19 protein-coding genes and 1 pseudogene are annotated in these 19,926 nt (G+C 54.9%); 4 read left to right on the forward strand and 16 right to left on the reverse strand.

Features of this window, described 5'->3' with window-relative positions; translation table 11 throughout:
- Positions 1-4 precede the first annotated feature (4 nt).
- The 11 genes from GT3570_RS09500 to ilvD form a co-directional block, all read right to left on the reverse strand.
- The gene (locus GT3570_RS09500; RefSeq protein WP_011231522.1) at positions 5-868 is read right to left on the reverse strand and encodes a 3-hydroxyacyl-CoA dehydrogenase; all 864 of its coding nucleotides are present in this window, start codon (positions 866-868) and stop codon (positions 5-7) included.
- A 249-nt stretch (positions 869-1,117) separates the two neighbouring features.
- The gene (locus GT3570_RS09505; protein WP_011231523.1) at positions 1,118-2,635 is read right to left on the reverse strand and encodes an aldehyde dehydrogenase family protein; all 1,518 of its coding nucleotides are present in this window, start codon (positions 2,633-2,635) and stop codon (positions 1,118-1,120) included.
- A 17-nt stretch (positions 2,636-2,652) separates the two neighbouring features.
- Entirely contained in the window at positions 2,653-3,426 is a 774-nt protein-coding gene (locus GT3570_RS09510; protein WP_062898691.1) for an enoyl-CoA hydratase-related protein, read from the reverse strand.
- A 12-nt stretch (positions 3,427-3,438) separates the two neighbouring features.
- Positions 3,439-4,215: an enoyl-CoA hydratase/isomerase family protein gene (locus GT3570_RS09515; protein ID WP_062898692.1), complete on the reverse strand. Its 777-nt coding sequence runs from the start codon at positions 4,213-4,215 to the stop codon at positions 3,439-3,441.
- Positions 4,208-4,519: an EthD family reductase gene (locus tag GT3570_RS09520; RefSeq protein ID WP_011231526.1), complete on the reverse strand. Its 312-nt coding sequence runs from the start codon at positions 4,517-4,519 to the stop codon at positions 4,208-4,210. The genes GT3570_RS09515 and GT3570_RS09520 overlap by 8 nt, the downstream gene beginning before the upstream one ends.
- A 24-nt stretch (positions 4,520-4,543) precedes the next feature.
- Positions 4,544-5,020 carry a 1,2-phenylacetyl-CoA epoxidase subunit PaaD gene (gene paaD / locus GT3570_RS09525; protein WP_011231527.1) on the reverse strand — a complete coding sequence of 159 codons (477 nt, stop codon included), beginning with the start codon at positions 5,018-5,020 and terminating at the stop codon, positions 4,544-4,546.
- A gap of 156 nt (positions 5,021-5,176) precedes the next feature.
- Positions 5,177-5,989, reverse strand: coding sequence for a 1,2-phenylacetyl-CoA epoxidase subunit PaaC (gene paaC, locus GT3570_RS09530; RefSeq protein WP_062898693.1), 813 nt, complete (start codon positions 5,987-5,989; stop codon positions 5,177-5,179).
- Positions 5,986-6,339 (reverse strand): 1,2-phenylacetyl-CoA epoxidase subunit PaaB, encoded by a 354-nt coding sequence (paaB, locus tag GT3570_RS09535; RefSeq protein WP_011231529.1) that lies wholly within the window; start codon positions 6,337-6,339, stop codon positions 5,986-5,988. The genes paaC and paaB overlap by 4 nt, the downstream gene beginning before the upstream one ends.
- Positions 6,340-6,351: 12 nt before the next feature.
- Complete coding sequence (paaA, locus tag GT3570_RS09540; protein ID WP_062898694.1) at positions 6,352-7,320, reverse strand: 1,2-phenylacetyl-CoA epoxidase subunit PaaA; 969 nt, start codon at positions 7,318-7,320, stop codon at positions 6,352-6,354.
- A 90-nt stretch (positions 7,321-7,410) separates the two neighbouring features.
- Entirely contained in the window at positions 7,411-8,742 is a 1,332-nt protein-coding gene (paaK, locus tag GT3570_RS09545; RefSeq protein WP_062898695.1) for a phenylacetate--CoA ligase PaaK, read from the reverse strand.
- A gap of 287 nt (positions 8,743-9,029) precedes the next feature.
- Positions 9,030-10,709, reverse strand: a complete 1,680-nt coding sequence (gene ilvD, locus GT3570_RS09550; RefSeq protein ID WP_023633537.1) for a dihydroxy-acid dehydratase — start codon at positions 10,707-10,709, stop codon at positions 9,030-9,032.
- 520 nt (positions 10,710-11,229) lie between these two features.
- Between ilvD and proB the strand changes: the two genes are divergently transcribed.
- The 3 genes and pseudogenes from proB to GT3570_RS09565 form a co-directional block, all read left to right on the forward strand.
- The gene (gene proB / locus GT3570_RS09555) at positions 11,230-12,354 is read left to right on the forward strand and encodes a glutamate 5-kinase (RefSeq protein ID WP_011231534.1); all 1,125 of its coding nucleotides are present in this window, start codon (positions 11,230-11,232) and stop codon (positions 12,352-12,354) included.
- A complete protein-coding gene (locus GT3570_RS09560; RefSeq protein WP_011231535.1) occupies positions 12,351-13,595 on the forward strand; it encodes a glutamate-5-semialdehyde dehydrogenase in 1,245 nt (414 codons plus the stop codon). Before proB ends, GT3570_RS09560 begins: the two co-directional genes overlap by 4 nt.
- 81 nt (positions 13,596-13,676) lie before the next feature.
- Positions 13,677-13,901, forward strand: a pseudogene (locus GT3570_RS09565) (beta-eliminating lyase-related protein); the annotation flags it as partial.
- A gap of 229 nt (positions 13,902-14,130) precedes the next feature.
- Here GT3570_RS09565 and GT3570_RS09570 read toward each other — a convergent pair.
- The 3 genes from GT3570_RS09570 to GT3570_RS09580 form a co-directional block, all read right to left on the reverse strand.
- A complete protein-coding gene (locus GT3570_RS09570) occupies positions 14,131-14,541 on the reverse strand; it encodes a GtrA family protein (RefSeq protein ID WP_011231537.1) in 411 nt (136 codons plus the stop codon).
- On the reverse strand, positions 14,513-15,475 hold the full coding sequence (locus GT3570_RS09575) for a glycosyltransferase family 2 protein (protein ID WP_062898696.1): 963 nt from the start codon (positions 15,473-15,475) through the stop codon (positions 14,513-14,515). The genes GT3570_RS09570 and GT3570_RS09575 overlap by 29 nt, the downstream gene beginning before the upstream one ends.
- A gap of 174 nt (positions 15,476-15,649) precedes the next feature.
- Positions 15,650-16,699 (reverse strand): TgpA N-terminal domain-containing protein, encoded by a 1,050-nt coding sequence (locus GT3570_RS09580; RefSeq protein WP_318258028.1) that lies wholly within the window; start codon positions 16,697-16,699, stop codon positions 15,650-15,652.
- A 184-nt stretch (positions 16,700-16,883) separates the two neighbouring features.
- Here GT3570_RS09580 and GT3570_RS09585 point away from each other — a divergent pair, with 184 nt between their 5' ends.
- Positions 16,884-17,294, forward strand: a complete 411-nt coding sequence (locus GT3570_RS09585; RefSeq protein ID WP_020278605.1) for a hypothetical protein — start codon at positions 16,884-16,886, stop codon at positions 17,292-17,294.
- A gap of 644 nt (positions 17,295-17,938) precedes the next feature.
- Here GT3570_RS09585 and GT3570_RS09590 read toward each other — a convergent pair.
- Both GT3570_RS09590 and GT3570_RS09595 read right to left on the reverse strand, forming a co-directional pair.
- Positions 17,939-18,505, reverse strand: a complete 567-nt coding sequence (locus GT3570_RS09590; protein WP_020278602.1) for a shikimate kinase — start codon at positions 18,503-18,505, stop codon at positions 17,939-17,941.
- A gap of 17 nt (positions 18,506-18,522) precedes the next feature.
- Complete coding sequence (locus tag GT3570_RS09595; protein ID WP_031212350.1) at positions 18,523-19,551, reverse strand: LacI family DNA-binding transcriptional regulator; 1,029 nt, start codon at positions 19,549-19,551, stop codon at positions 18,523-18,525.
- Positions 19,552-19,926: the final 375 nt, after the last annotated feature.

Consider the following 19,926-nt stretch of genomic DNA (forward strand, 5'->3'; position numbering starts at 1 on the left):
CGAATCAGCTGTTTTCCCGATTCGTATAGTCATAGACGCCGCGGCCGGTTTTGCGGCCAAGCCGCCCCGCTTTGACGTATTGCTCCAAAAGCGGCGCCGGGCGGTATTTTTCTCCGAGTTTTTCGTGCAAATATTTTAAGTTGTTCAATCTCGTATCAAGCCCAACTAAATCAGCGAGCTCAAACGGCCCCATCGGGAAATTGAGGCCGAGCTTGATCGCCTTGTCGATCTCTTCGGGCGTCCCGACCCCTTCTTGCAGCATGTAAAACGCTTCATTGCCGACAAGGGCGCTGATCCGGCTCGTGACAAATCCAGGAAATTCATTGACAACCACTGTCTCTTTTCCCATTCGCTCGGCCGCTTCTTTCGCCACTTGCGCCGTTTCGTCGCTCGTCTCAAGGCCACGGATGATTTCCACAAGCTTCATTTTATGAACCGGATTGAAAAAATGCATGGCGATGACCCGCTCCGGCCGCTTCGTGAACGAACCGATTTCGGTCGGACTCATGGTGGATGTATTCGTCGCAAAATAGCACGACGCCGGTGCATGGGCGTCAATCGTCTCGAACACTTGCTTTTTCAATTCAAGCTTTTCCGGCACCGCCTCGATCACCAAATCGGCATCGCGCACAGCGGCCGCCAAATCAAGTGAATACGACAGGCGCGCCTCGGCTTCTTGCCGCTCGCTGTCGGTCAATTTCCCTCGAGCGACCCCTTGTTCAAAAATCGAAGCAATCTCCTTCTGGGCGCTCTCCAATTGTTCTTGCTTAATGTCCACTAAAGTCGTCTGGAACCCGCCGACAGCGCCGACATACGCAATGCCTCTCCCCATCACGCCGCTGCCGACGACAACAAGGCGTTCGATCATCGTCTTCCCCCTCTCCTGCTTTCGCATATGACGGCTGATGCATCAAGCCGGCGTGCCTTTCGCCAAGCAGCGGACGCCGTCAAATGAATGGGCACCCCATCACGAGCGACGGGGTGCTCGGCAAACGAGCGGGCGTGTCTCTCCACGCTTGCCCTAACCGGCTCTTGCCTTCAAGGGCGGCAAACTGAACGTTGCTTCCAAGGACGCGACCCGCTCTCGTATAGTAGCAAACGCAAAACGGAGAAAATCTTAGACGCCAAACGGATTAAGCGGACGCGGACCGTAATACGACAGCACGCTTTTCGTTTCTGTGTACAAATCAAGCGCCTCGACAGACAGCTCACGCCCAAATCCGGACTGTTTGTAGCCGCCAAACGGCGTGCCTGGGAAAGCGGAGAATGGGCTGTTGACCATGACAATGCCGGAGCGCAGCTGTTTCGCTACGCGAACGGCGCGGCCATGATCTTTCGTCCAGATCGCGGCGGCCAGTCCATAGTCGCTGTCGTTCGCCAATTCAATGGCTTCGGCTTCATCGCGGAATTTCATCACGACGACAACCGGTCCAAAAATTTCTTCACGAACCGCTTTCATTTGATGGTTCACGTTCGTCAAAATCGTCGGTTCATACCAGTAACCGTTTTCAAACCCAGCGACAACTGCCTCTTTTCCCCCGGCGGCGACCGTCGCTCCGTCGGCGACAGCCGATTGCACGTATTCGTCAATCACTTCCAGCTGCCCGCGGCTGATGATCGCCCCAACATGCGTGCCGGCATCAAACGGGTCGCCGAGTTTCAGCTGCTTCGTTTTGGCCACGAACGCTTCCATAAACGCGTCATAGATGCTTTCATGCACATACAAGCGGGAACGCGCCTCGCACGATTGGCCGCTGTTGTAGAAAATGCCGAACAATGAGCCGGCGACAGCGGCTTCTAAATCAGCGTCCGCAAACACAAGGCTTGGCGATTTGCCCCCCAGCTCGAGCGTCACCCGTTTTAATGTTTTCGACGCCTTCTCCATAATTTCCTTCCCCACCGGCGTCGATCCGGTAAACGCCACTTTGTCGACGAGCGGATGTTCGACCAAATAGTCCCCAACTTCCGCTCCGGCGCCCGTCACCACATTGACGACCCCTTCCGGCACGCCGGCCTCATGGCAAATTTCCGCCAGCACAAGGCAGGTGAGCGGCGTCAGCGACGCCGGTTTAACGACGACCGAGCATCCAGCGGCAATGGCAGGCGCGATTTTCCAAGCCGCCATCATGAGCGGATAGTTCCAAGGAATGATTTGGGCGCACACACCGACAGGCTCTTTTTCTGTATAGTTGTGAAACGCGCCCGGCATCGGGTTGACCGCCCCGCGGTGCCCAATGATCGCCCCGGCGAAAAATTCAAAGTCTTCAATCGCCTGCATCACTTGCCCTTGAGCAGCCGACAACGCTTTGCCGGTATTCAAAATTTCCAATTCCACCAATTCATTAAAACGTTCGCGCATGATGGCCGCAATTTGGTACAAGATGCGCGCCCGTTTTTGCACCGGAAAATGACGCCATTTCCCACGGTCAAACGCTTGCCTTGCCGCCTGCACCGCCCGTTCGGCATCCTCGCGCGTCCCTTTGGCGACGCGGGCGACCGGTTCGCCAGTGGCCGGATTGGTCACCACAAATGTTTCGCCCGAGGCGCTTTCGACCCGCTCCCCGTTCACAATCAAATGATAGAAATCACGTTTGGTCGGCATCGGTTCCATTTTCTTTTGTTTGACAGTCGCCATCGTTTTTTCCCCCTTGCTTAGTTTCCTTGGAATAGTGGTTTTCGTTTTTCAAAGAACGCCTTGACGCCTTCGCGGTGGTCGGATGTCAATCCCGCAATGCGCTGGCATTCCGCTTCCCGTTCGAGGTAGCGGTCAAACGTCGTTTCCTCGCTTTCGCGAAGCAGCCGTTTGATGAGTCCAATCGCCTTCGTTGGCATGGCAGAGAGCCGCTCGGCAAACTGCTTTACTTCCTCCTCCCAATCAGAGAGAGGAATCACCTTTGTCGCCAGTCCGAGCGAGGCGGCCTGTTCAGCGGAGATTTTATCCCCGAGCACCGCCAGCTCAAGCGCCTTCGCCCTCCCGACAAGACGCGGCAAATAGTAGAGATGGCCCGCGTCCGGCACAAGACCGACGTGAATAAACGCGGGAGCGAAACTCGCCTTTTCCGAGAGAAGCCGGAAATCACACGCCAGCGCCAAGCTCATGCCCGCGCCGGCCGCCGCCCCGTTCACCGCTGCGACAACCGGTTTTTCAAGATGATGAAGCGCTTTCATCATCGGCGCGTATCGGGAGCGCAACACGTCGCCATGGTCCATTTCTTCCGTCACGCCGCTCAAATCTTCCCCCGCACAAAACGCCCGGCCGGCGCCTGTGATCACCACGCAGCGGACGTTTGGATCCGCCCCTGCTTGTTTTAGCGCCTTTGTCACTTCCGCATTCATCTGCTCCGTAAACGCATTGAGCTGATCAGGGCGGTTGAGCGTCAGCCAGGCGACTTGTCCCTTCACTTCATAACGGATCGTTTCGTACATCGAACGCCCCCCTTATTTTCCTTGGAAGCGCGGCTTTCGTTTTTCGAGGAATGCCGCCATTCCTTCTTTTTGGTCTTCCGAGGCGAACAATAGGTAAAAGTTTTTCCGCTCAAATTGCATGCCTTCATACAGCGGATAGTCGACCGCTTTCTGCACCGCCTCTTTGATCAGCCGGAGAGCCAAAGGCGGCTGTTCAGCGAGACGCCCGGCCAGCCTCATCGTTTCTTCCATTAAAAGCTCCGGGCTGACGACGCGGTTGACAATCCCCAGCTGCTCGGCTTCTTTCGCCGACATACGCGCCCCAGTCCAAAGCCACTCGAGCGCCCGCTTCGGACCGATGAGCTTTGTCAGCCGCTGCGTGCCTCCCGCACCTGGCATGACGCCAAGGTTCACTTCTGGAAAGCCAAATTCGGCCGCCGACGACGCGACAATCAAGTCGCACGAAAGCGCCAGCTCAAAACCTCCCCCTAGCGCCAACCCGTTCACCGCGGCGATCATCGGCGTTTTCACGATGGACAGGCGATCCCAATCGGCAAACTGGTTCAGCCACTCAAGACGAATGGGGTCATCATCCGCCATCTCTTGAATATCCGCCCCAGCCGCAAACGCCCGTCCACGCCCGGTCAACACAATGACACGCACCTTCTCATTCCGATCAAACGCTTCCACTGCCGCCACGATTTCCGCCACCATTTGACGGCTCAGCGCATTCAATACATCAGGACGGGCGAGCTCGATGATGCCGACCGCTCCCTCTTGACGCGCCGCAATGGAAACAAACTCACTCATGTTCCACTTCCTCACCGACCATAAAGGTGACGAGGTCGCCGGCAAATGACATGACATCTTTTGCCGATGCCTTCGCTTCTTTCGTTTTCATCGCCTCTTGAAACGCCTCTTGACTATCGTAATACATTTCACACAACAAATAATACTCGCTTTCCGTCCCCATCGGCGTCCCCGTAATTTTCGTCACCTTGATTTTTCGGAGGCCAGGAATTTTTTCCGTCAACGGCACATGCGTCCCATAATAATGGGCGTCAAACTGCTCCTTATCTTTCGGCTGTTTGTACAAGGCGATCATTTTAAACATCACGAACGTCCCCTTTCCCTTTTCTTATCCTGAAATTAATACGGGCTTCATCGCCTCAAACGGATTTTTGCATTGTTTGCAGTAGAAAATGCTGCGGCAGGCGGTCGGGCCAAACAAATTTTCCATGACAGTCCGCTCCGCCCCGCAATATGGACACGCCACTTGCCATGCCCCTGACGGCATTTGCCGCGGCGGAGGAGCGATGCCAAACTGCTTCAGCCGCTCACGTCCGGCTTCGCTGATCCGGTCGGACGTCCACGGCGGATGGCGGAGAAACTCAACCGTCACCGCCGAGGCCCCTGCTTGCTTCACCGCTTCCTCAACCCGCGTGCGGATGATATCAAGCGCCGGACACCCGAGAAACGTCGGCAGCAGACAGACCGAGACCGCTCCATCCCGAACGTCAACCTGTTCCACCATCCCAAGATCGACAATGCTAATCGAATGAATTTCTGGGTCTTTCACCGTTTCTAACGCTTTCCAAACCTCTTCATTTGTCATGGTTCTCCCTCACATTTTCCAACCCGCTGCCGTTTTTCCCGCTTTGGCTGCCTAGTGCCGCCAATGCTGCGCCGTTTTGCTCCTTCAACAAACACTTCGCCGTCACAAAGAGGCGTCATGCCCAACGCCGCACGTTGGCCAACAGCGGCGCGGACATTACCATATCGCATGCGGGACGGCGCGGTATACTTCTGACAACGTCGCCAGCGCTTCGTCCAAATCCGGCGTATGTTCGCCGTTGCGGCCGTTGCCATGTTTCATGCCAAACGGCATCGGCCAATCAAGCCCCACTTCGGCAAACGCCGGCGCCAGCGCGGCAATCGTGTTTTCCGTCAGCACCTTTTCCTCATCAATCAGCCCCCACCGCACCATTTCCGTTCCTTTCGCCCCGAGCGTCAATACGCCGGCAAAATCAGCGGCCACATCCTGAATGGCTTTGGTCATTCGCGTCCGCGCTTCCAAAGGGGCATTCGTCAGCTGGACAAACCACGTATGCCAATGAAGCAAATGGTAGTGCAGCTCCACTTGAATTTTCGCTGCCACTTCCGCGAGCGGAGCATAGCTGCTTTTGGTGAGCGACTCGAGACGGACGCGCTTCGCCTGCGTATAAAAATATTGGCGAACAACGGTAAACGCCCAATCATAGCGAGGCTCACGCAAATAATGCCCCGGGCCGTTCGCCCGTTCGAGCAAAACCGCATTGCGCCGGGCCGAAGCCGGACGTGCGTGCGCCAGTTCGTCGGCTGATCCACAGCCAAGATCTTCAAGCAGCTGATAATACATGGCCGCATGCCCCATCGTATCTTGGCTGATGGAAGAAAACGCAATATCCTCCTCGATATGCGGCGCCAACCCAAGCCATTCCGAGCCGCGGTAGGCAAGCAAAAAATCATCATCCGCGAGCTGAAACAATAGCTCGACAAGCGCCTCTTGACCGTCTGGATGGAAGTGAATCGGTTTTTCGCTCATCGCCGAATCTCACCTTTCCATGACAAAATTTCCTTCTCATCAAGCACGTTTTGCTCATATTTGCGCCATCGTTTCTTTAAATCCCCATATCCTCGCGTCAACCGGTAATCTTTGTTGTCAAGCCGCTTGAGCGCTGCTTTTTCCTCCTCACTCATTCGCCGGATATAGTCCCGCTTCACGACCCAAAGGTCCGCGACCGGCTCGCGGCGCATAAAGTTTTCCTGCGCCATCACGAGCGCGATCTCCTCATTGGGGGCAAGCAGACTGAATTGATGCTGCATCGGCGCATCCGGCGCTTTGCGGCTGAACACTTCAAACACTTGATAAAATCCTTGTTCTTTCCCCGCCATGGCCATCCCTCCTCATCCGGCCGTCCGTACGGCGCTGAGCGCCTCCCGCACCCACGCGTTCTGCTTATACGCCGTCCGCCGAAGCTCAAGCCGCTCCTGCGACTTCGGCCCGTTGTTGCGGATGATTTCTTTAAACCGCTCCCAATCCGGCTGCCGGTAAATCCATTGACCCTTCTCTTTGTCAAAATGCATTGTCTCATCAGGAATCTTCAGTCCGAGCGCCCAAATGCGCGGCACATATTTCGTAAAGAAGTCTTGGCGCAGTTGTTCATTCGTTTTCGTGCGGATGCGGTATTTGATCGTGATGTCTTGCTTCGAAGTTCCCGTCGTATCGGCCGTCGGCGGGCCAAAAAACATGAGCAACGCCTCCCACCAACGGTTGAGCGCCTCTTGCAGCATCTCTTTTTGCTCCTTCGTCCCTTCGGCGAGCGCCAAAATAATCGACTCGCCGTGCTGGGCGTGAAACACCTCCTCGGCGCAAATGCGCTTCAGCGCCCGCGCATACGGTCCGTACGAGGCATCGAGCATGTTCGTCTGCGTCATAATCGCTGCTCCGTCGACGAGCCAGCCGATCAACCCGGCATCCGCCCATGTCGGCGCCGCCATATGAAAGACATTGTGAAACTTCAACCGTTCGTTCAATAAATCTTCGAGAATATCTTCCCGCGTTTTGCCAAGCGGCGCCATCAAATCTTCCGCCACCCGAAGCAGCAACTGGCCGTGCCCCATTTCATCCTGCACTTTCGCCATAATGCCGAGCTTGCGGCGCAGCGACGGCGCTTTCGGCACCCATTCTTTTTCCGGAAGCGCTCCCATAATTTCGCTCACCGCATGCATCGCAATGAGCTTGATCAGCGTCACCCGATACTCATCCGGCATCCAGTCATCGGCTTCGATTTTTTCCCCCGCCTCGATGCGCTGCATAAACCGTTCGTATTTCTCCTCATCTGACAGGCGGGTGAACGTCATCATAGCCGCCATCCCCCATCCACCTCTCGTTTAAAATATATAACGTTTGTTTAACGTTATTATATTTTAATGTCATATATTTTGCAATCGTTTTTTTCTCTATCAGATGGATTGCGGCTCTTCAAGATGGCGGCGGTCAACGATGCGAACCGCTTTCCCTTCCGAGCGCGGGAGCGTTTTCGGCGAATGGAGACGGACGTCAATCGAAATGAGACAGTGCGTTTTCAACAATGACTGAATGCGCCGGGCAAGCAGAGCGGCCTGCTCGCTTTGCAAATCTCCGCCGACCTCGCTGTAAAAACGATCGGTCACTTCCGCATGCAGCTCGAGCGCTTCCAAATGGCCGTGGCGGAGACGATGCAGCTGATAGTGCGGAGCCAGTTCCGAGACGCGAAGCAGATGGTGCTCAATTTCCGACGGGAACACATTGACGCCGCGGATGATGATCATATCATCAACCCGCCCCTTGACCCGCGACATGCGCGCCGTCGTCCGCCCACAAGCACAACGCTCTCTCGTCACGGAAGCGATATCGCCTGTCCGGTAGCGGATGACCGGGAACGCCTCTTTCGTCAAGCTCGTAAAAACAAGCTCTCCTTCTTCCCCTTCCGCCACCGGCTCGAGCGTTTTCGGGTCGATCACTTCGACAAGGAAATGGTCCTCGGCGATATGGAGGCCGTTTTGCGCTTCATGGCACTCCATCGCCACCCCCGGGCCGATCACTTCACTCAGTCCGTAAATATCACATGCCTTCATATCAAACGTCTCTTCAAGCGTGCGCCGCATTTCCTCGGACCACGGTTCCGCACCGAAGATGCCGTATTTCAGCGATGTTTGCCGCGGATCTTTGCCCAGTTCTTTCATCCGCTCGGCAATGTTCAATACATAGGACGGCGTGGCGCAAATGACGGTCGGCTGAAAGTCTTCAATGATCATCACTTGCCGGTCGGTGTTGCCTCCGGATACCGGCACCGTCACCGCCCCAAGCTGCTCGCTGCCATAATGCAGCCCGAGCCCGCCGGTAAACAGCCCGTATCCATAAGCGTTGTGAATCACATCTCCCGGTTTCCCGCCGGCGATGACAATCGCCCGCGCCACAATGTCGGCCCAGCGCTCAATGTCCTGCTTCGTGTAAGCGACCACCGTCGGTTTGCCGCTTGTGCCGCTTGAAGCGTGCACACGGACGCATTGGGAAAGATCGACCGCGAGCAAACCAAACGGATAATGGTCCCGCAAATCCCGCTTTGTCGTAAACGGGAGTTTGCGTACATCCTCAAGCGTGCGAATATCCTCCGGCTTCACTCCCTTTTCATCAAACCGTTGCCGGTAAAACGGCACCCGCTCATACACACGCTCCGCCGTCGCCCGCAGCCTCACAAGCTGGATCGCCTCCAGTTCGCTGCGTGCGGCCGTCTCAATGTCATGCAAAATCATCGTTTCCGCCCCCTCTTTTAAAGCGCTTTCATAAAAATGAAAAATACAAAACTATATAACGTTATACAAACGTTATATAGTTTTATCATGATATCTAATTTTAAAATAGGCTAAATATTTGAAAATGTCAACATATTTTCAGACCGACAAAGCTGTAAAAAAAGGAGGCGATGGACGCTCCTTTCCAAAATAAATGAAAGAGGCGGAAAAACCGCCTCTTTTGATCCTGATCGTCTAATGGCGTCCCTCGCGCGCTTGGAAGGGGACAACGCTCTTACAGAAATCCGCTAAATCTTCATAATCCCCCCCGTGCTCGCCGATGTGACGTGTTTCGAGTAGCGGGCGAGATACCCGGTTTTCACTTTTGGTTCAAAGCCTTTCCAGTTCGCTTTCCGGCGTTCGAGCTCTTCATCGGACAGCTTGACGTTGATCGTTCGTTTCACCGTATCGATCTCGATGATATCGCCGTCTTGAATGAAAGCGATCGGTCCGCCTTCCGCCGCTTCCGGTGAAACGTGGCCGACGGACAAGCCGCGCGAGGCGCCGGAGAAGCGGCCGTCGGTGACAAGCGCTACCTTCGTACCGAGCCCCATGCCGACGATTTGCGACGTTGGCGCAAGCATTTCCGGCATCCCTGGGCCGCCTTTTGGTCCTTCGTAGCGGATGACGACGACATGACCCGGCTTGATTTTGCCGCTGGCGATGCCTTCAAGCGCCTCTTCCTGCGAATCAAACACGATCGCCGGACCTTCATGGCGCGTGATGCCGCCTTGGACCGCGCCGGTTTTGATGACGGCGCCGTCCGGCGCTAAGTTGCCGAACAAAATGGCGAGCCCGCCCGTTTCCGAATACGGGTTGTCAATCGGGCGGATGACATCGTAGTTTTTCACTTGGCAGCCGGCGATGTTTTCACCGAGTGTTTTGCCGGTGACAGTCAGCGTATCTAAATGAAGCGTGCCTTCTTTTTTCGCCAGCTCGTTCAACACCGCCGAGACGCCGCCGGCTTCGTGCAAGTCTTCAATGTAATGCACATCCGACGCCGGCGCGAGTTTGGCCAAATGCGGCACCCGCGCCGCGATTTCGTTGATGCGCTCAAGCGAGTAGTCGATGCCGGCTTCGTTGGCGATCGCAAGCGTATGCAGCACCGTATTCGTCGAGCCGCCAAGCGCCATATCGAGCGCGAACGCGTTGTCGATCGCTTTTTCCGTTACGATGTCGCGCGGTTTGATGTCATGTTCGATCAAATACATCAGCTGCTTTGCCGATTGGCGGACAAGCTCTTTGCGCGCTGGGTCAACCGCCAAAATGGTGCCGTTGCCCGGCAAAGCGAGCCCGAGCGCTTCAGCGAGACAGTTCATAGAGTTGGCCGTAAACATGCCCGAACACGATCCGCACGTCGGACAGCCGTAGCGTTCAAGTTCTTCGAGCCCTTTCTCATCGAGCGTTCCGCCTAAATACGCCCCGACCCCTTCAAACACGGACGAGAGCGAAATTTTCCGCCCGTCTTTCGTCACACCAGCTTTCATCGGCCCGCCGCTGACGAAAATCGTCGGGATGTTGAGCCGCATCGCCGCCATCATCATCCCTGGCGTAATTTTGTCGCAGTTCGGAATGCATACCATGCCGTCAAACCAGTGCGCCGAGATGACCGTTTCGATCGAATCAGCGATGATTTCCCGGCTCGGAAGCGAATAGCGCATCCCGATATGCCCCATGGCGATGCCGTCATCAACGCCGATCGTGTTCATTTCAAACGGCACGCCGCCTGCTTCGCGAATCGCTTCTTTCACGATTCTCCCAAACTCTTGCAAGTGAACGTGCCCCGGAATAATGTCGATGTACGAATTGACAACCGCGATGAACGGTTTGTCAAAATCCTCATCTTTCACCCCGGCCGCCCGCAGCAAACTCCGGTGCGGGGCGCGGTCAAATCCTTTTTTGATCATGTCGCTGCGCCGCTTTTTCATATTCTGGTCCCTCCATCGTGCAGATTGCTAGGTTGCTAGTATTGTACCACTTTTTCTAATAAAAAGACAATTATCTTTATTCTGAATGCGTTTTCATGATCTACTCTGCGAAAATGAGTCAGAAAAATCAGCCGCTCCTCTTGACAACCGGAGCATTTGGCGTCATAATTTCTTACAAATTATAAATCGCAAGTCTATCCTTGACAATGAAACAACGAGAACGGCACGGGATTAGTAAACCGAGGGAACGCGCCAGAGAGTGGAACCCACAGGCTGGAAGGTTCCTCGCGGGAAGCCGGTTGAACCTGCCCTAGACGGCCGCTTATGCAAACATAAGCCGCACGCCTGCGTTACAGGCCAGAGGTGGGCGCTTTGTGCGCCAAAAAAGGTGGTACCGCGGAACGCTTTTCCGTCCTTTTGCAAAAAAGGAGGAAAAGCGTTTTTTATTGGCCGGCCGCTTCGCAGAGCGGCTAGGCGATCCAACTCATGCCATTCAACACGCAAAGGAGGGAGGAACGCGATGAAACGGCAGCGCGTGGTGGTCAAAATCGGCAGCAGCTCGCTCACCGATCCGAAAGGCGGCCTTTGCCATGACAAACTGTTCGATCACGTTGAGGCGATCGCTTATCTCAAACAGCTCGGCCATGACGTCATTCTCATCACGTCCGGCGCTGTCGCCGCTGGTTTCGGACCTTTAGGCTACCCGGCGCGCCCGACGACAATCGCTGGGAAACAGGCAGCCGCAGCCGTCGGGCAAAGTTTGCTCATGCAGGCGTACAGCTCGGCGTTCGCCCAATTCGGCTTTACGGCCGCTCAGCTGTTGTTGACGCGCAGCGACTTTTACAGCCGCGAGCGGTTCCGCAACTTGTTTGCCACAATCACCACACTGCTTGAGAACGGCGCCGTGCCGATCATTAATGAAAACGACTCCGTTTCCATCGAAGAATTGACATTTGGCGACAATGACATGCTTTCGGCGCTTGTCGCCGGCTTTTTGCACGCTGATGCGCTCATTTTGCTTACGGACATTAACGGGTTGTATGACGCCAATCCGAAAACGAATCCGCAGGCGAAAAAATACGCCTTTTTGCCGGAAATCACCGATGAGATGATCGAAGCCGCCGGCGGCATCGGTTCAGCCGTCGGCACCGGCGGGATGCGCTCGAAGCTTCTCGCGGCTCGAAAAGCACTTTCGTTTGGCGTCAGCGTGTTCATCGGCACGGGAAGCGGCCGAGAAAAACTGGCTGATATTTTAGCTGGAAAAGGAGACGGCACGTACATCGGCGTTCCGTTTCCGAAACAAATGCAAATGCGCAAACAATGGATTGCCTATCATGCTCCTGTCGCCGGCATGATCACGGTCGACAGCGGGGCTGAAGAAGCGTTGCTTATGCGTGGGAAAAGTTTGCTCCCTGCTGGCGTAACAGCGGTTTCCGGCGACTTCCATGCGATGGATGTCGTGGATGTCGTCAATGAAAAAGGGATCACGATCGGACGCGGCCAAGTGTATTACGCCGCCGCCGATTTGAAAAAAGTGAAAGGGCGGCCGAGCGAAGAGGCCCGGCAATACTCTTACCTTCACCGCCCGGAAGTCATCCACCGCGACAATTGGGTCACGTTGCGAAAGGAGAGTGTATCGAAATGAGCGAACTGCTCGAAAAAGCCGAACGGTTGAAAACCGCCTCACAAACGCTCGCCATGCTGTCAGCGGAGGAAAAAAATGAGGCGTTGGAACAGATCGCCCAAACCCTTGACCGCGAACGCGCCTTCATTTTGCAAGAAAACGAGAAAGATATGGCCCAAGGCCGCGAACAAGGGCTGTCGCCGGCTTTGCTTGACCGGCTCCAACTCACCAATGAACGCCTGGACCAAATCATCGACGGCGTCCGCCAAGTCGCCTCGCTGCCTGACCCGGTCGGAGAAATCATCGCAGAGTGGACGCGGCCGAACGGGCTCCGCATCCAAACGGTGCGCGTGCCGCTTGGGGTCATTGGCATGGTGTACGAAGCGCGCCCGAACGTGACGGTCGATGCGGCGAGCCTTTGCTTGAAAACGGGCAACGCAGTTTTGCTTCGCGGCAGCACATCAGCGCTTCATTCGAACAAAGCGCTTGTTGCCGTTATGAAAGAGGCGCTTCGCACAACGGCCATCCCGGAAACAGCCATTGAGCTGCTCGAAGACACGAGCCGGGAAACGGCGCAGCGTATGTTCCGTCTCAACAACTACTTGGATGTGCTCATCCCGCGCGGCGGAGCCGGGCTCATCCGCTCGGTCGTCGAAAACGCCACCGTGCCGGTGCTTGAGACCGGCGTCGGCAACTGTCATATTTTCGTCGATGAATCAGCCGAGCGGCAAATGGCCATCGAGATCGTCCTAAACGCCAAACTGCAGCGCCCATCGGTCTGCAATGCCGTCGAAACGGTGCTCATCCATGAGCGTTGGCCATATGCCGCCGACTTGCTTGAGACGCTTCACGCCCGCGGCGTCGAATTGCGCGGCGACCAACGTCTTGCCTCCGCCTATCCGTTTATCAGCGAGGCAACAGAAGATGACTGGTATACGGAATATTTGGCGCCGATTTTAGCGGTCAAACTGGTCGCCGATGTCGACGAGGCGATTGGCCACATCCGCCGCTACGGGACGAAGCACTCGGAAGCGATCATCACGGAAAACGAGGTGAACGTCCGCCGCTTTTTCCAGGCGGTCGACGCGGCGGTCTTGTACCATAACGCCTCAACCCGCTTCACGGACGGCGAACAGTTCGGCTACGGGGCGGAAATCGGCATCAGCACGCAAAAGCTGCACGCCCGCGGGCCGATGGGGCTTGTCGCCATCACGACGACAAAATCGCTCGTGTACGGGACGGGGCAAATTCGAACCGTGTAACCAAGGGCGGGAAGCGGGACCCCGCCCCTGCGCTCCCGTCCTTTTGACGCATACAACGATTAGGAAAGAAGGGGGGCCACGATGCCGTTCATTGATTTTCGCAGCGATACCGTGACCAAACTGACGCCAGAGATGCGCCGGGCGATGTCGGAAGCCGAAGTCGGCGACGACGTATACGGCGAAGATCCGACCCTCAATCGTTTAGAAGCGTTGGCGGCCAAAATGCTTGGAAAAGAAGACGCCTTGTTCGTCACGAGCGGCACGCAAGGAAATCAAGTCGCCATCTTGACGCATTGCCGCCCGGGGTTTCTGTGAAAATGTCGCACCGACGAGCCATGATTTTCACCCTGAGTGGAGAGCGGACCGCGGCTCATGGACCTTTCCGTGAAAATCCCATGCGGGAAGCGATGATGTTCGTCTCCGGGTGGAGGGCAAACCGTTGCTCGTGAGCCCTTTCTGTGAAAATCCCTGGCCGGCAATCCATGGTTTTCATCCCCAGGTAGAGGGCAAGACGTCGCCTATAGATTTGTTTCTGTCAACGTTCGCTTCGCGGTGCCGCAAACACCCAACAGCGGCTGCCGATGAAATTCACCGCCATGCCCATGATCGTGGCCGCACCTTTCGCGAGCCAAAGCGGTCCAAGCCGTTCGGCCGCCAACAAGACAACAAGCGACACCCCAAGCGACAGCCCGTTGACCGCAAGAAACCGAAGCAATTCCCCAATATTCGCCCTTTGCTTCATTTGAAACGTCCAGCGCCGATTCCAAACGTAGCTGTTCGCCACCCCGGCGCCATAAGACACGACCTGAGCGATGGCCGTGGGAACGCCCGCGGCGGTGAGCAGAAAAAAGACAGCGAAGTCGACCATCGTATTGCCCACCCCGACGACGGCAAACCGCCATATGGCTTGTTTTTCTTTACGGAAGGTAGGAAGGCTTTCGTTCATGTCTCATTCCGACTCCCCATGTTTCATTGATAATATATAGAGGCCGCTCTTTCACTTCATCGTAAATGCGGCCGATGTATTCACCGGTAATTCCAAGCATCGTCATCGTCGCTCCGTTGCAAAACAGCATGACTATCAAAAGCGATGCCCATCCGGCCACGGTCGAATGGGTGAACCATTTCAAGTACAATACCGCCATCATGCCGACCACACTTGCCGCCGACAAAGCAAACCCAAGCCAGCTCGCCAATTTGGGCGGCTTATGCGAAAAAGACGTAATGCCGTCTACCGAAAAACGAATCATCTTCTTAAGTGGATACTTTGTCTCCCCAGCCAGCCGCGGCTCTCGCTCGTATTCCACCGCTATGTGCCGAAAACCGACCCAGCTGACAAGCCCCCGGACAAAACGATTTCGCTCTCGCATATAGCGTAACTGATTACACACTTTACGGTCAATGAGACGAAAATCGCCGGCATCAGCGGGAATGTCGATCTCGGTCGCCGCCCGCAGCAAGCGATAGAACACATACGCTGTCCATCGCTTGAACAACGTCTCCCCCTTCAGCTTGACGCGCCGAGCATAGACAACATCATACCCTTCTTTCCAACGCGCAATCATGTCCAAAATCAGTTCAGGAGGATCTTGCAAGTCGGCGTCAATGATGATGACAGCCTGGCCAGAGGTGTAATCCATTCCTGCTGTAATCGCGATTTGATGGCCGAAATTGCGGGAGAAGTCAATGTACTTCACCGTTTCATCTTTCACGGCCAGTTCCCTCAAGATATCGAGCGTCCCATCGGTGCTGCCGTCATTAACAAACAACAATTCATACGGCTCACCCGTTTGCTCCAGCACCGTTTTCAGCCGTCGGTACGTCTCACGGATCACGAGCGCTTCATTATAGACAGGAATAATGACAGAATAGGTCGCCATCGATTTCCCTCCTTGCTTCTATGGATTTCTTCGGCTACGAAGCTGATCAACCGCCAATGATCAGCTCGAATCAGCTTCATTTATTTTAATGGAGAATCCCATAAAAAACGCTTTTCTACGAATATCCTAGTTTTGAAAAACAGCGATGGATGTCGTCCGTTTTTCTCGCACCTTCTATCCGTTGTATACGTAGAGCGTCATTTCTCTGCGCTCCGCTCCACCGTCGAGGGCCTTTTGTCCGCCATTCCATTCTGAAAATGGAACTTCTTTGCAATGTGTTTGAATCCATTGAACAAGCTCATGATTTCCTCGCCCTTCACCGGAAAGGAGAAAATACTTCACCTCACCGTTGCGAGCCATTTCCTCTAGCTTCTTCGGCGTCAGTACGGGATCCGTTCCTCCGAATCCGCCCATCGCCATCACCGCTCGATCGGTGTGAAGCATCAACTCCGCCGCTTCGGTCGCACGGATGGTGGCCGCTAAATATTTGGCTTCACCCACATGCTGCTCCAAATAGGACACTAACGCTGTCAACAAGTGAGAAGTTTGCCACCGCCTTGCCCCATCGCCGGGTTGTCCCGTCTCTCCTCTCAGCAAACGCTCCTCTTGTCCATCCGGCATCCCGGCTGTCGGCATGGGCGCGCCTCTGTCTCGTTGTAAATCTGGTCCAGCGTATGGAATGGTGCTGTTTGTCCCATATAGCACTGGCGTCAGCGACCAATAGGCCGGCAATGCCAGCACGCCAATCAGCGCAGCTCGATAGACGATCCGCCTCCCATGCTCGCGGCCTTCCATCGCGAACCAAAGGCAAACCATTCCAAGGCCGTAAAATCCGACAGCAAGCGGCCATACCGGGGAGAACGAAGCACGGTATTGACAGGCTGTCCATACTTCAAACGCATACGTCGCCACCAAGGCGGCCGGGAACAACCACATCGTCCGCCGTCCGCTGCACGCCAACAAGGCCAACATCGCGCCGCCCGCTCCCACTAATACCGCTATAGCCGGCGCCAGCATACTTAAATAATAGCGGTGATAAAATCTGGCAATGCTAAAAAATACGAGCATCGGACCAAGCCAGGCGAACCAAAAAAGCAAAAATTGATGAAACGCGGTCATCTGCCGGCGTCGCCATACGTCCATTCCCAAGCCGATCGCTACGACGGATGCAAACGGCAACAGCCAGCTCGCCTGCCCGGCAAGCGGCAGTTGAAACAAAACCACACAAGTTTTTTTCAATTTGAAAAACAAGGTGGTGATACAACATGCTTCTTATCATCACCCATCTTCTATGGTTACGTTACATAGTGTTGGTGAAAGTTTGGTGAAAAAATGAAACGAGCGGACTAGATTTTCATTTTCCCGATGCCGGCCATGTGCTATGATCAGAGTAAAGGAGGTGAAACTCATGGAAGGAGAAACGATCGTGCAGCAAATTCTAAAGGCGCTTGACCTGCATTCCGGTCAACTCCGTCAACAAATGAAGGAAATGGAAGATCGATTGCGCGTCGAAATCCAAGATACAGAAAACCGATTGCGTGCCGAAATCCAAGATACAGAAAATCGATTGCGCGCCGAGATTCAGGATACAGAAAATCGGCTGTATGCCAAAATCCGCGAGACGGAAGACCGGTTGCACCAAAAGCTTTTAGATCTGGAAAAACGCACGGATGCTCGATTTGAGCGCTTGGAAACGAAAATGAACTATTGGCGCCTTGAATGGTCGGAAACGCAGGAAACGGTTGACTTCCTCGCCCGCAAAACCCTCCAACATGAACGAAAACTCCGTTCCCGGGCTGGACAAAACGAAATCTCCTAAAAACGAAAAAGAAACAAGCCAACCGGCCGCCAGCATGTTTTTGCTTGAGGGCCGGTTGAACTTTTGTCTCCTGTTTGCCGAATTCTTTTTTGGACAGACGACCGCCTTGAAGGATCATCGTTATGGCTTCAGCCACCAAAGCCAATACGGCGCCGACAGAAGCAGCACCGCCAAGACAATATATACATAAAACCAGCGGAACGCCCTTTCCTCCATCTTCCCACTCTCCCTCACACCCGGTATCTTCCTTATAACAAAAGGAGCGCTTGTCCGGCAAGAACAAACAGGCATTTCTGCCCAAAAAAGAAAAGAAACGCAGGGTCGTTCGTCTTCCCTCCGCTCCCTGAACGCGACCCAACGTCCGATCCCCGGACACGAAACAGGCCTCTCTGATGGCTTCCGAAAACGAGTCCGCCCATCACTCACATCCACACCCTTGCCGATCAAGAACGCGAGACTGAACGCAAGGCGAGGACAAGCGGATCCGGCTCCCCCGAACCGCTTTGGCCGCGTCCGCAAAACCTGCTATTGGAAAAACCGCGATAACGGCGCCGCATTCCTCGTTCCATCACCAGCTTTCGATGCGGCCATCCAACACGAAAAGGCAAGCTCCCAACAAGAGCCTGCCTTTTCGCCATGACCATCTATCGATTTGGTTCATATACATCCCACGTCCATTTGATCGACTCGACGATTTGCTCGGCCGCCTGTTCGGCTTCAAGCTCATTCAACACCACGCGGGAATGATGGAGGGCGTAAGCCGACTGCCGCTGGAAAAACAGCTGCTCCACCTCTTCCAACGTTTTGTTTTTCAGCACCGGGCGGCTGTCGACAATGAGCGGCAGCCGTTCCTCTTTCCAATAATCCCATGACAAGTCAAGGAAAAAGACGATGCCATGAGCGAGGCATGCGCGCCGCACCTCCTCCTGCAAATACGCGCCGCCGCCAAGCGAAAGGATTTTCAACCTTGTATTTGTGCATAAATCGACGATGAGTTCCCGTTCCACCTTTCGAAAATACGCTTCTCCTTTTTGCGCGAAAAGCTCCGGAATCGACATCCCTTGCCGCCGCTCGATTTCCGCGTCGACATCGATAAAATCGCGGTACAGCTTTTTCGCCACCAGCTGCCCGATCGTTGTTTTCCCCGCTCCCATAAAGCCGATTAAAATGATGTTCCGCTCGCGGAGCGGGATGGTGGTTTGCCTCTCCACGTTCCCTCACTCCCTTTTCAATCGCTCTTTCTAGATGACTGCCGGATGACGAGCTCTGGATGCAAAATCGTCCGTTTCGGCTCGCTGTCATCCCCTTTCATGCGTTCATGCAACCGCCGCGCCGCGCACGCACCGATCTTTTCTGGGAACGCGGCCACCGTCGTTAACGGTGGTTGAAACAACGCTGACTCTTGAATGTTGTCAAATCCCACGACCGCGATATCGCGTCCCGGAACGATTCCTTCCTCTTTTAAGCCGAGCATCGCCCCGAAGGCGACAACATCGTTATAACAAAAGAGCGCTGTCGGCGGGTTCGGTTGTTGCAAAACTCGTTTCGCCGCCATCCGCCCGCCCTGCCTTGTTGTCGCCGACGGCACAAGCAGCGCGTCATCCACCTCGATGCCTGCGGCACGCAACGCCTCGCCGTATCCCCTTTGGCGCGCCTTCCATACGGACGACTGCGGAGAACCGCCAATAAAGGCAATGCGGCGATGACCCTGATCGAGCAAATGCTCAGTCGCCATCCGCCCGCCGGCCACATTATCGATTCCGATATAATCAAACTGTCCAGCCGGAAGTTCATCACGAGCAAACAACACGACTGGAATATCCCATTGCCGCAGCCGCTCAACCATCTCGGTCGAACACCCCGGAACCGGGCTCATGATGACGCCGCCAACCCGATGCTCAAGCATCGTCGATAGTAATGCATCTTGTTTTTCCGGCCGGTCAAACGTCGTGCCTAAAATGACGGTATATCCTTCCTGATCAAGCGCCTCGTGGACGCCGACAAGCAGTTCGGAAAAAAACGGGTTGTCAAGTTCCGTAATAATCAACCCGACGGTGGAAGAGCGCTGCGAGCGCAAATTGGCGGCTACACGGTCATACACGTAGCCTAATTCTTTCATCGATCGAAGCACTTTTTCCCGTGTTTCTTTCGAAATATTCGAACTCCCACGAACAACAAGCGAGGCTGTCGCCCGCGACACGCCGGCATGCTTGGCCACTTGTTCGAGCGTCACACGGGAGCGCTTTTTATCCGACACGGTTCGAATCACCTGCTTTACCGTTGCTTTAACCTACTAAAAGTATAAACGGTTGCTGCAAACAGTGTCAACGCACAGCGCCGGCTGGGCAGGAAAAAGGCGCCTCATCGTTCGTTATCCAAACAACGCAAAAAAAAAGCCCGGCGATCTCCAAACGAGAAGCCGAGAGTCAACTGCCCGCCGCATGAACTACCCGCCACCTACGCTTTGCTGAGAGGCGGGGGCTTCAAGCGACTTGTGCATGTTCGCTGAACGGCAAGCCACACAAAAACCCTTTATGCTTCCCCGCGTTCCGAAGGTGTCCGTTCTAACCATCTATTTATCATATTGGTTGGCTATCGTCCCCCCCGAAATTCATCTCCCACTTTCACTTTG

Origin of the sequence: Geobacillus thermoleovorans (assembly GCF_001610955.1) — a bacterium.
In the GTDB taxonomy this organism is placed as follows: Bacteria; Bacillota; Bacilli; order Bacillales; family Anoxybacillaceae; genus Geobacillus; species Geobacillus thermoleovorans.

Excerpts from the sequence above, each read along its gene's own strand:
- paaK (WP_062898695.1), bottom strand. The coding sequence starts at position 8,742 with ATGATTTTGCATGACATTGAGACGGCCGCACGCAGCGAACTGGAGGCG.
- GT3570_RS09520 (WP_011231526.1), bottom strand. The coding sequence starts at position 4,519 with ATGTTTAAAATGATCGCCTTGTACAAACAGCCGAAAGATAAGGAGCAG.
- GT3570_RS09575 (WP_062898696.1), bottom strand. The coding sequence starts at position 15,475 with ATGGCGACCTATTCTGTCATTATTCCTGTCTATAATGAAGCGCTCGTG.
- GT3570_RS09505 (WP_011231523.1), bottom strand. The coding sequence starts at position 2,635 with ATGGCGACTGTCAAACAAAAGAAAATGGAACCGATGCCGACCAAACGT.
- paaD (WP_011231527.1), bottom strand. The coding sequence starts at position 5,020 with ATGACAAATGAAGAGGTTTGGAAAGCGTTAGAAACGGTGAAAGACCCA.
- GT3570_RS09585 (WP_020278605.1), top strand. The coding sequence starts at position 16,884 with ATGGAAGGAGAAACGATCGTGCAGCAAATTCTAAAGGCGCTTGACCTG.
- proB (WP_011231534.1), top strand. The coding sequence starts at position 11,230 with ATGAAACGGCAGCGCGTGGTGGTCAAAATCGGCAGCAGCTCGCTCACC.
- GT3570_RS09515 (WP_062898692.1), bottom strand. The coding sequence starts at position 4,215 with ATGAGTGAGTTTGTTTCCATTGCGGCGCGTCAAGAGGGAGCGGTCGGC.
- paaA (WP_062898694.1), bottom strand. The coding sequence starts at position 7,320 with ATGGCGGCTATGATGACGTTCACCCGCCTGTCAGATGAGGAGAAATAC.
- GT3570_RS09570 (WP_011231537.1), bottom strand. The coding sequence starts at position 14,541 with ATGAACGAAAGCCTTCCTACCTTCCGTAAAGAAAAACAAGCCATATGG.
- GT3570_RS09510 (WP_062898691.1), bottom strand. The coding sequence starts at position 3,426 with ATGTACGAAACGATCCGTTATGAAGTGAAGGGACAAGTCGCCTGGCTG.
- paaB (WP_011231529.1), bottom strand. The coding sequence starts at position 6,339 with ATGGCGGGGAAAGAACAAGGATTTTATCAAGTGTTTGAAGTGTTCAGC.
- paaC (WP_062898693.1), bottom strand. The coding sequence starts at position 5,989 with ATGAGCGAAAAACCGATTCACTTCCATCCAGACGGTCAAGAGGCGCTT.
- GT3570_RS09560 (WP_011231535.1), top strand. The coding sequence starts at position 12,351 with ATGAGCGAACTGCTCGAAAAAGCCGAACGGTTGAAAACCGCCTCACAA.
- GT3570_RS09500 (WP_011231522.1), bottom strand. The coding sequence starts at position 868 with ATGATCGAACGCCTTGTTGTCGTCGGCAGCGGCGTGATGGGGAGAGGC.
- ilvD (WP_023633537.1), bottom strand. The coding sequence starts at position 10,709 with ATGAAAAAGCGGCGCAGCGACATGATCAAAAAAGGATTTGACCGCGCC.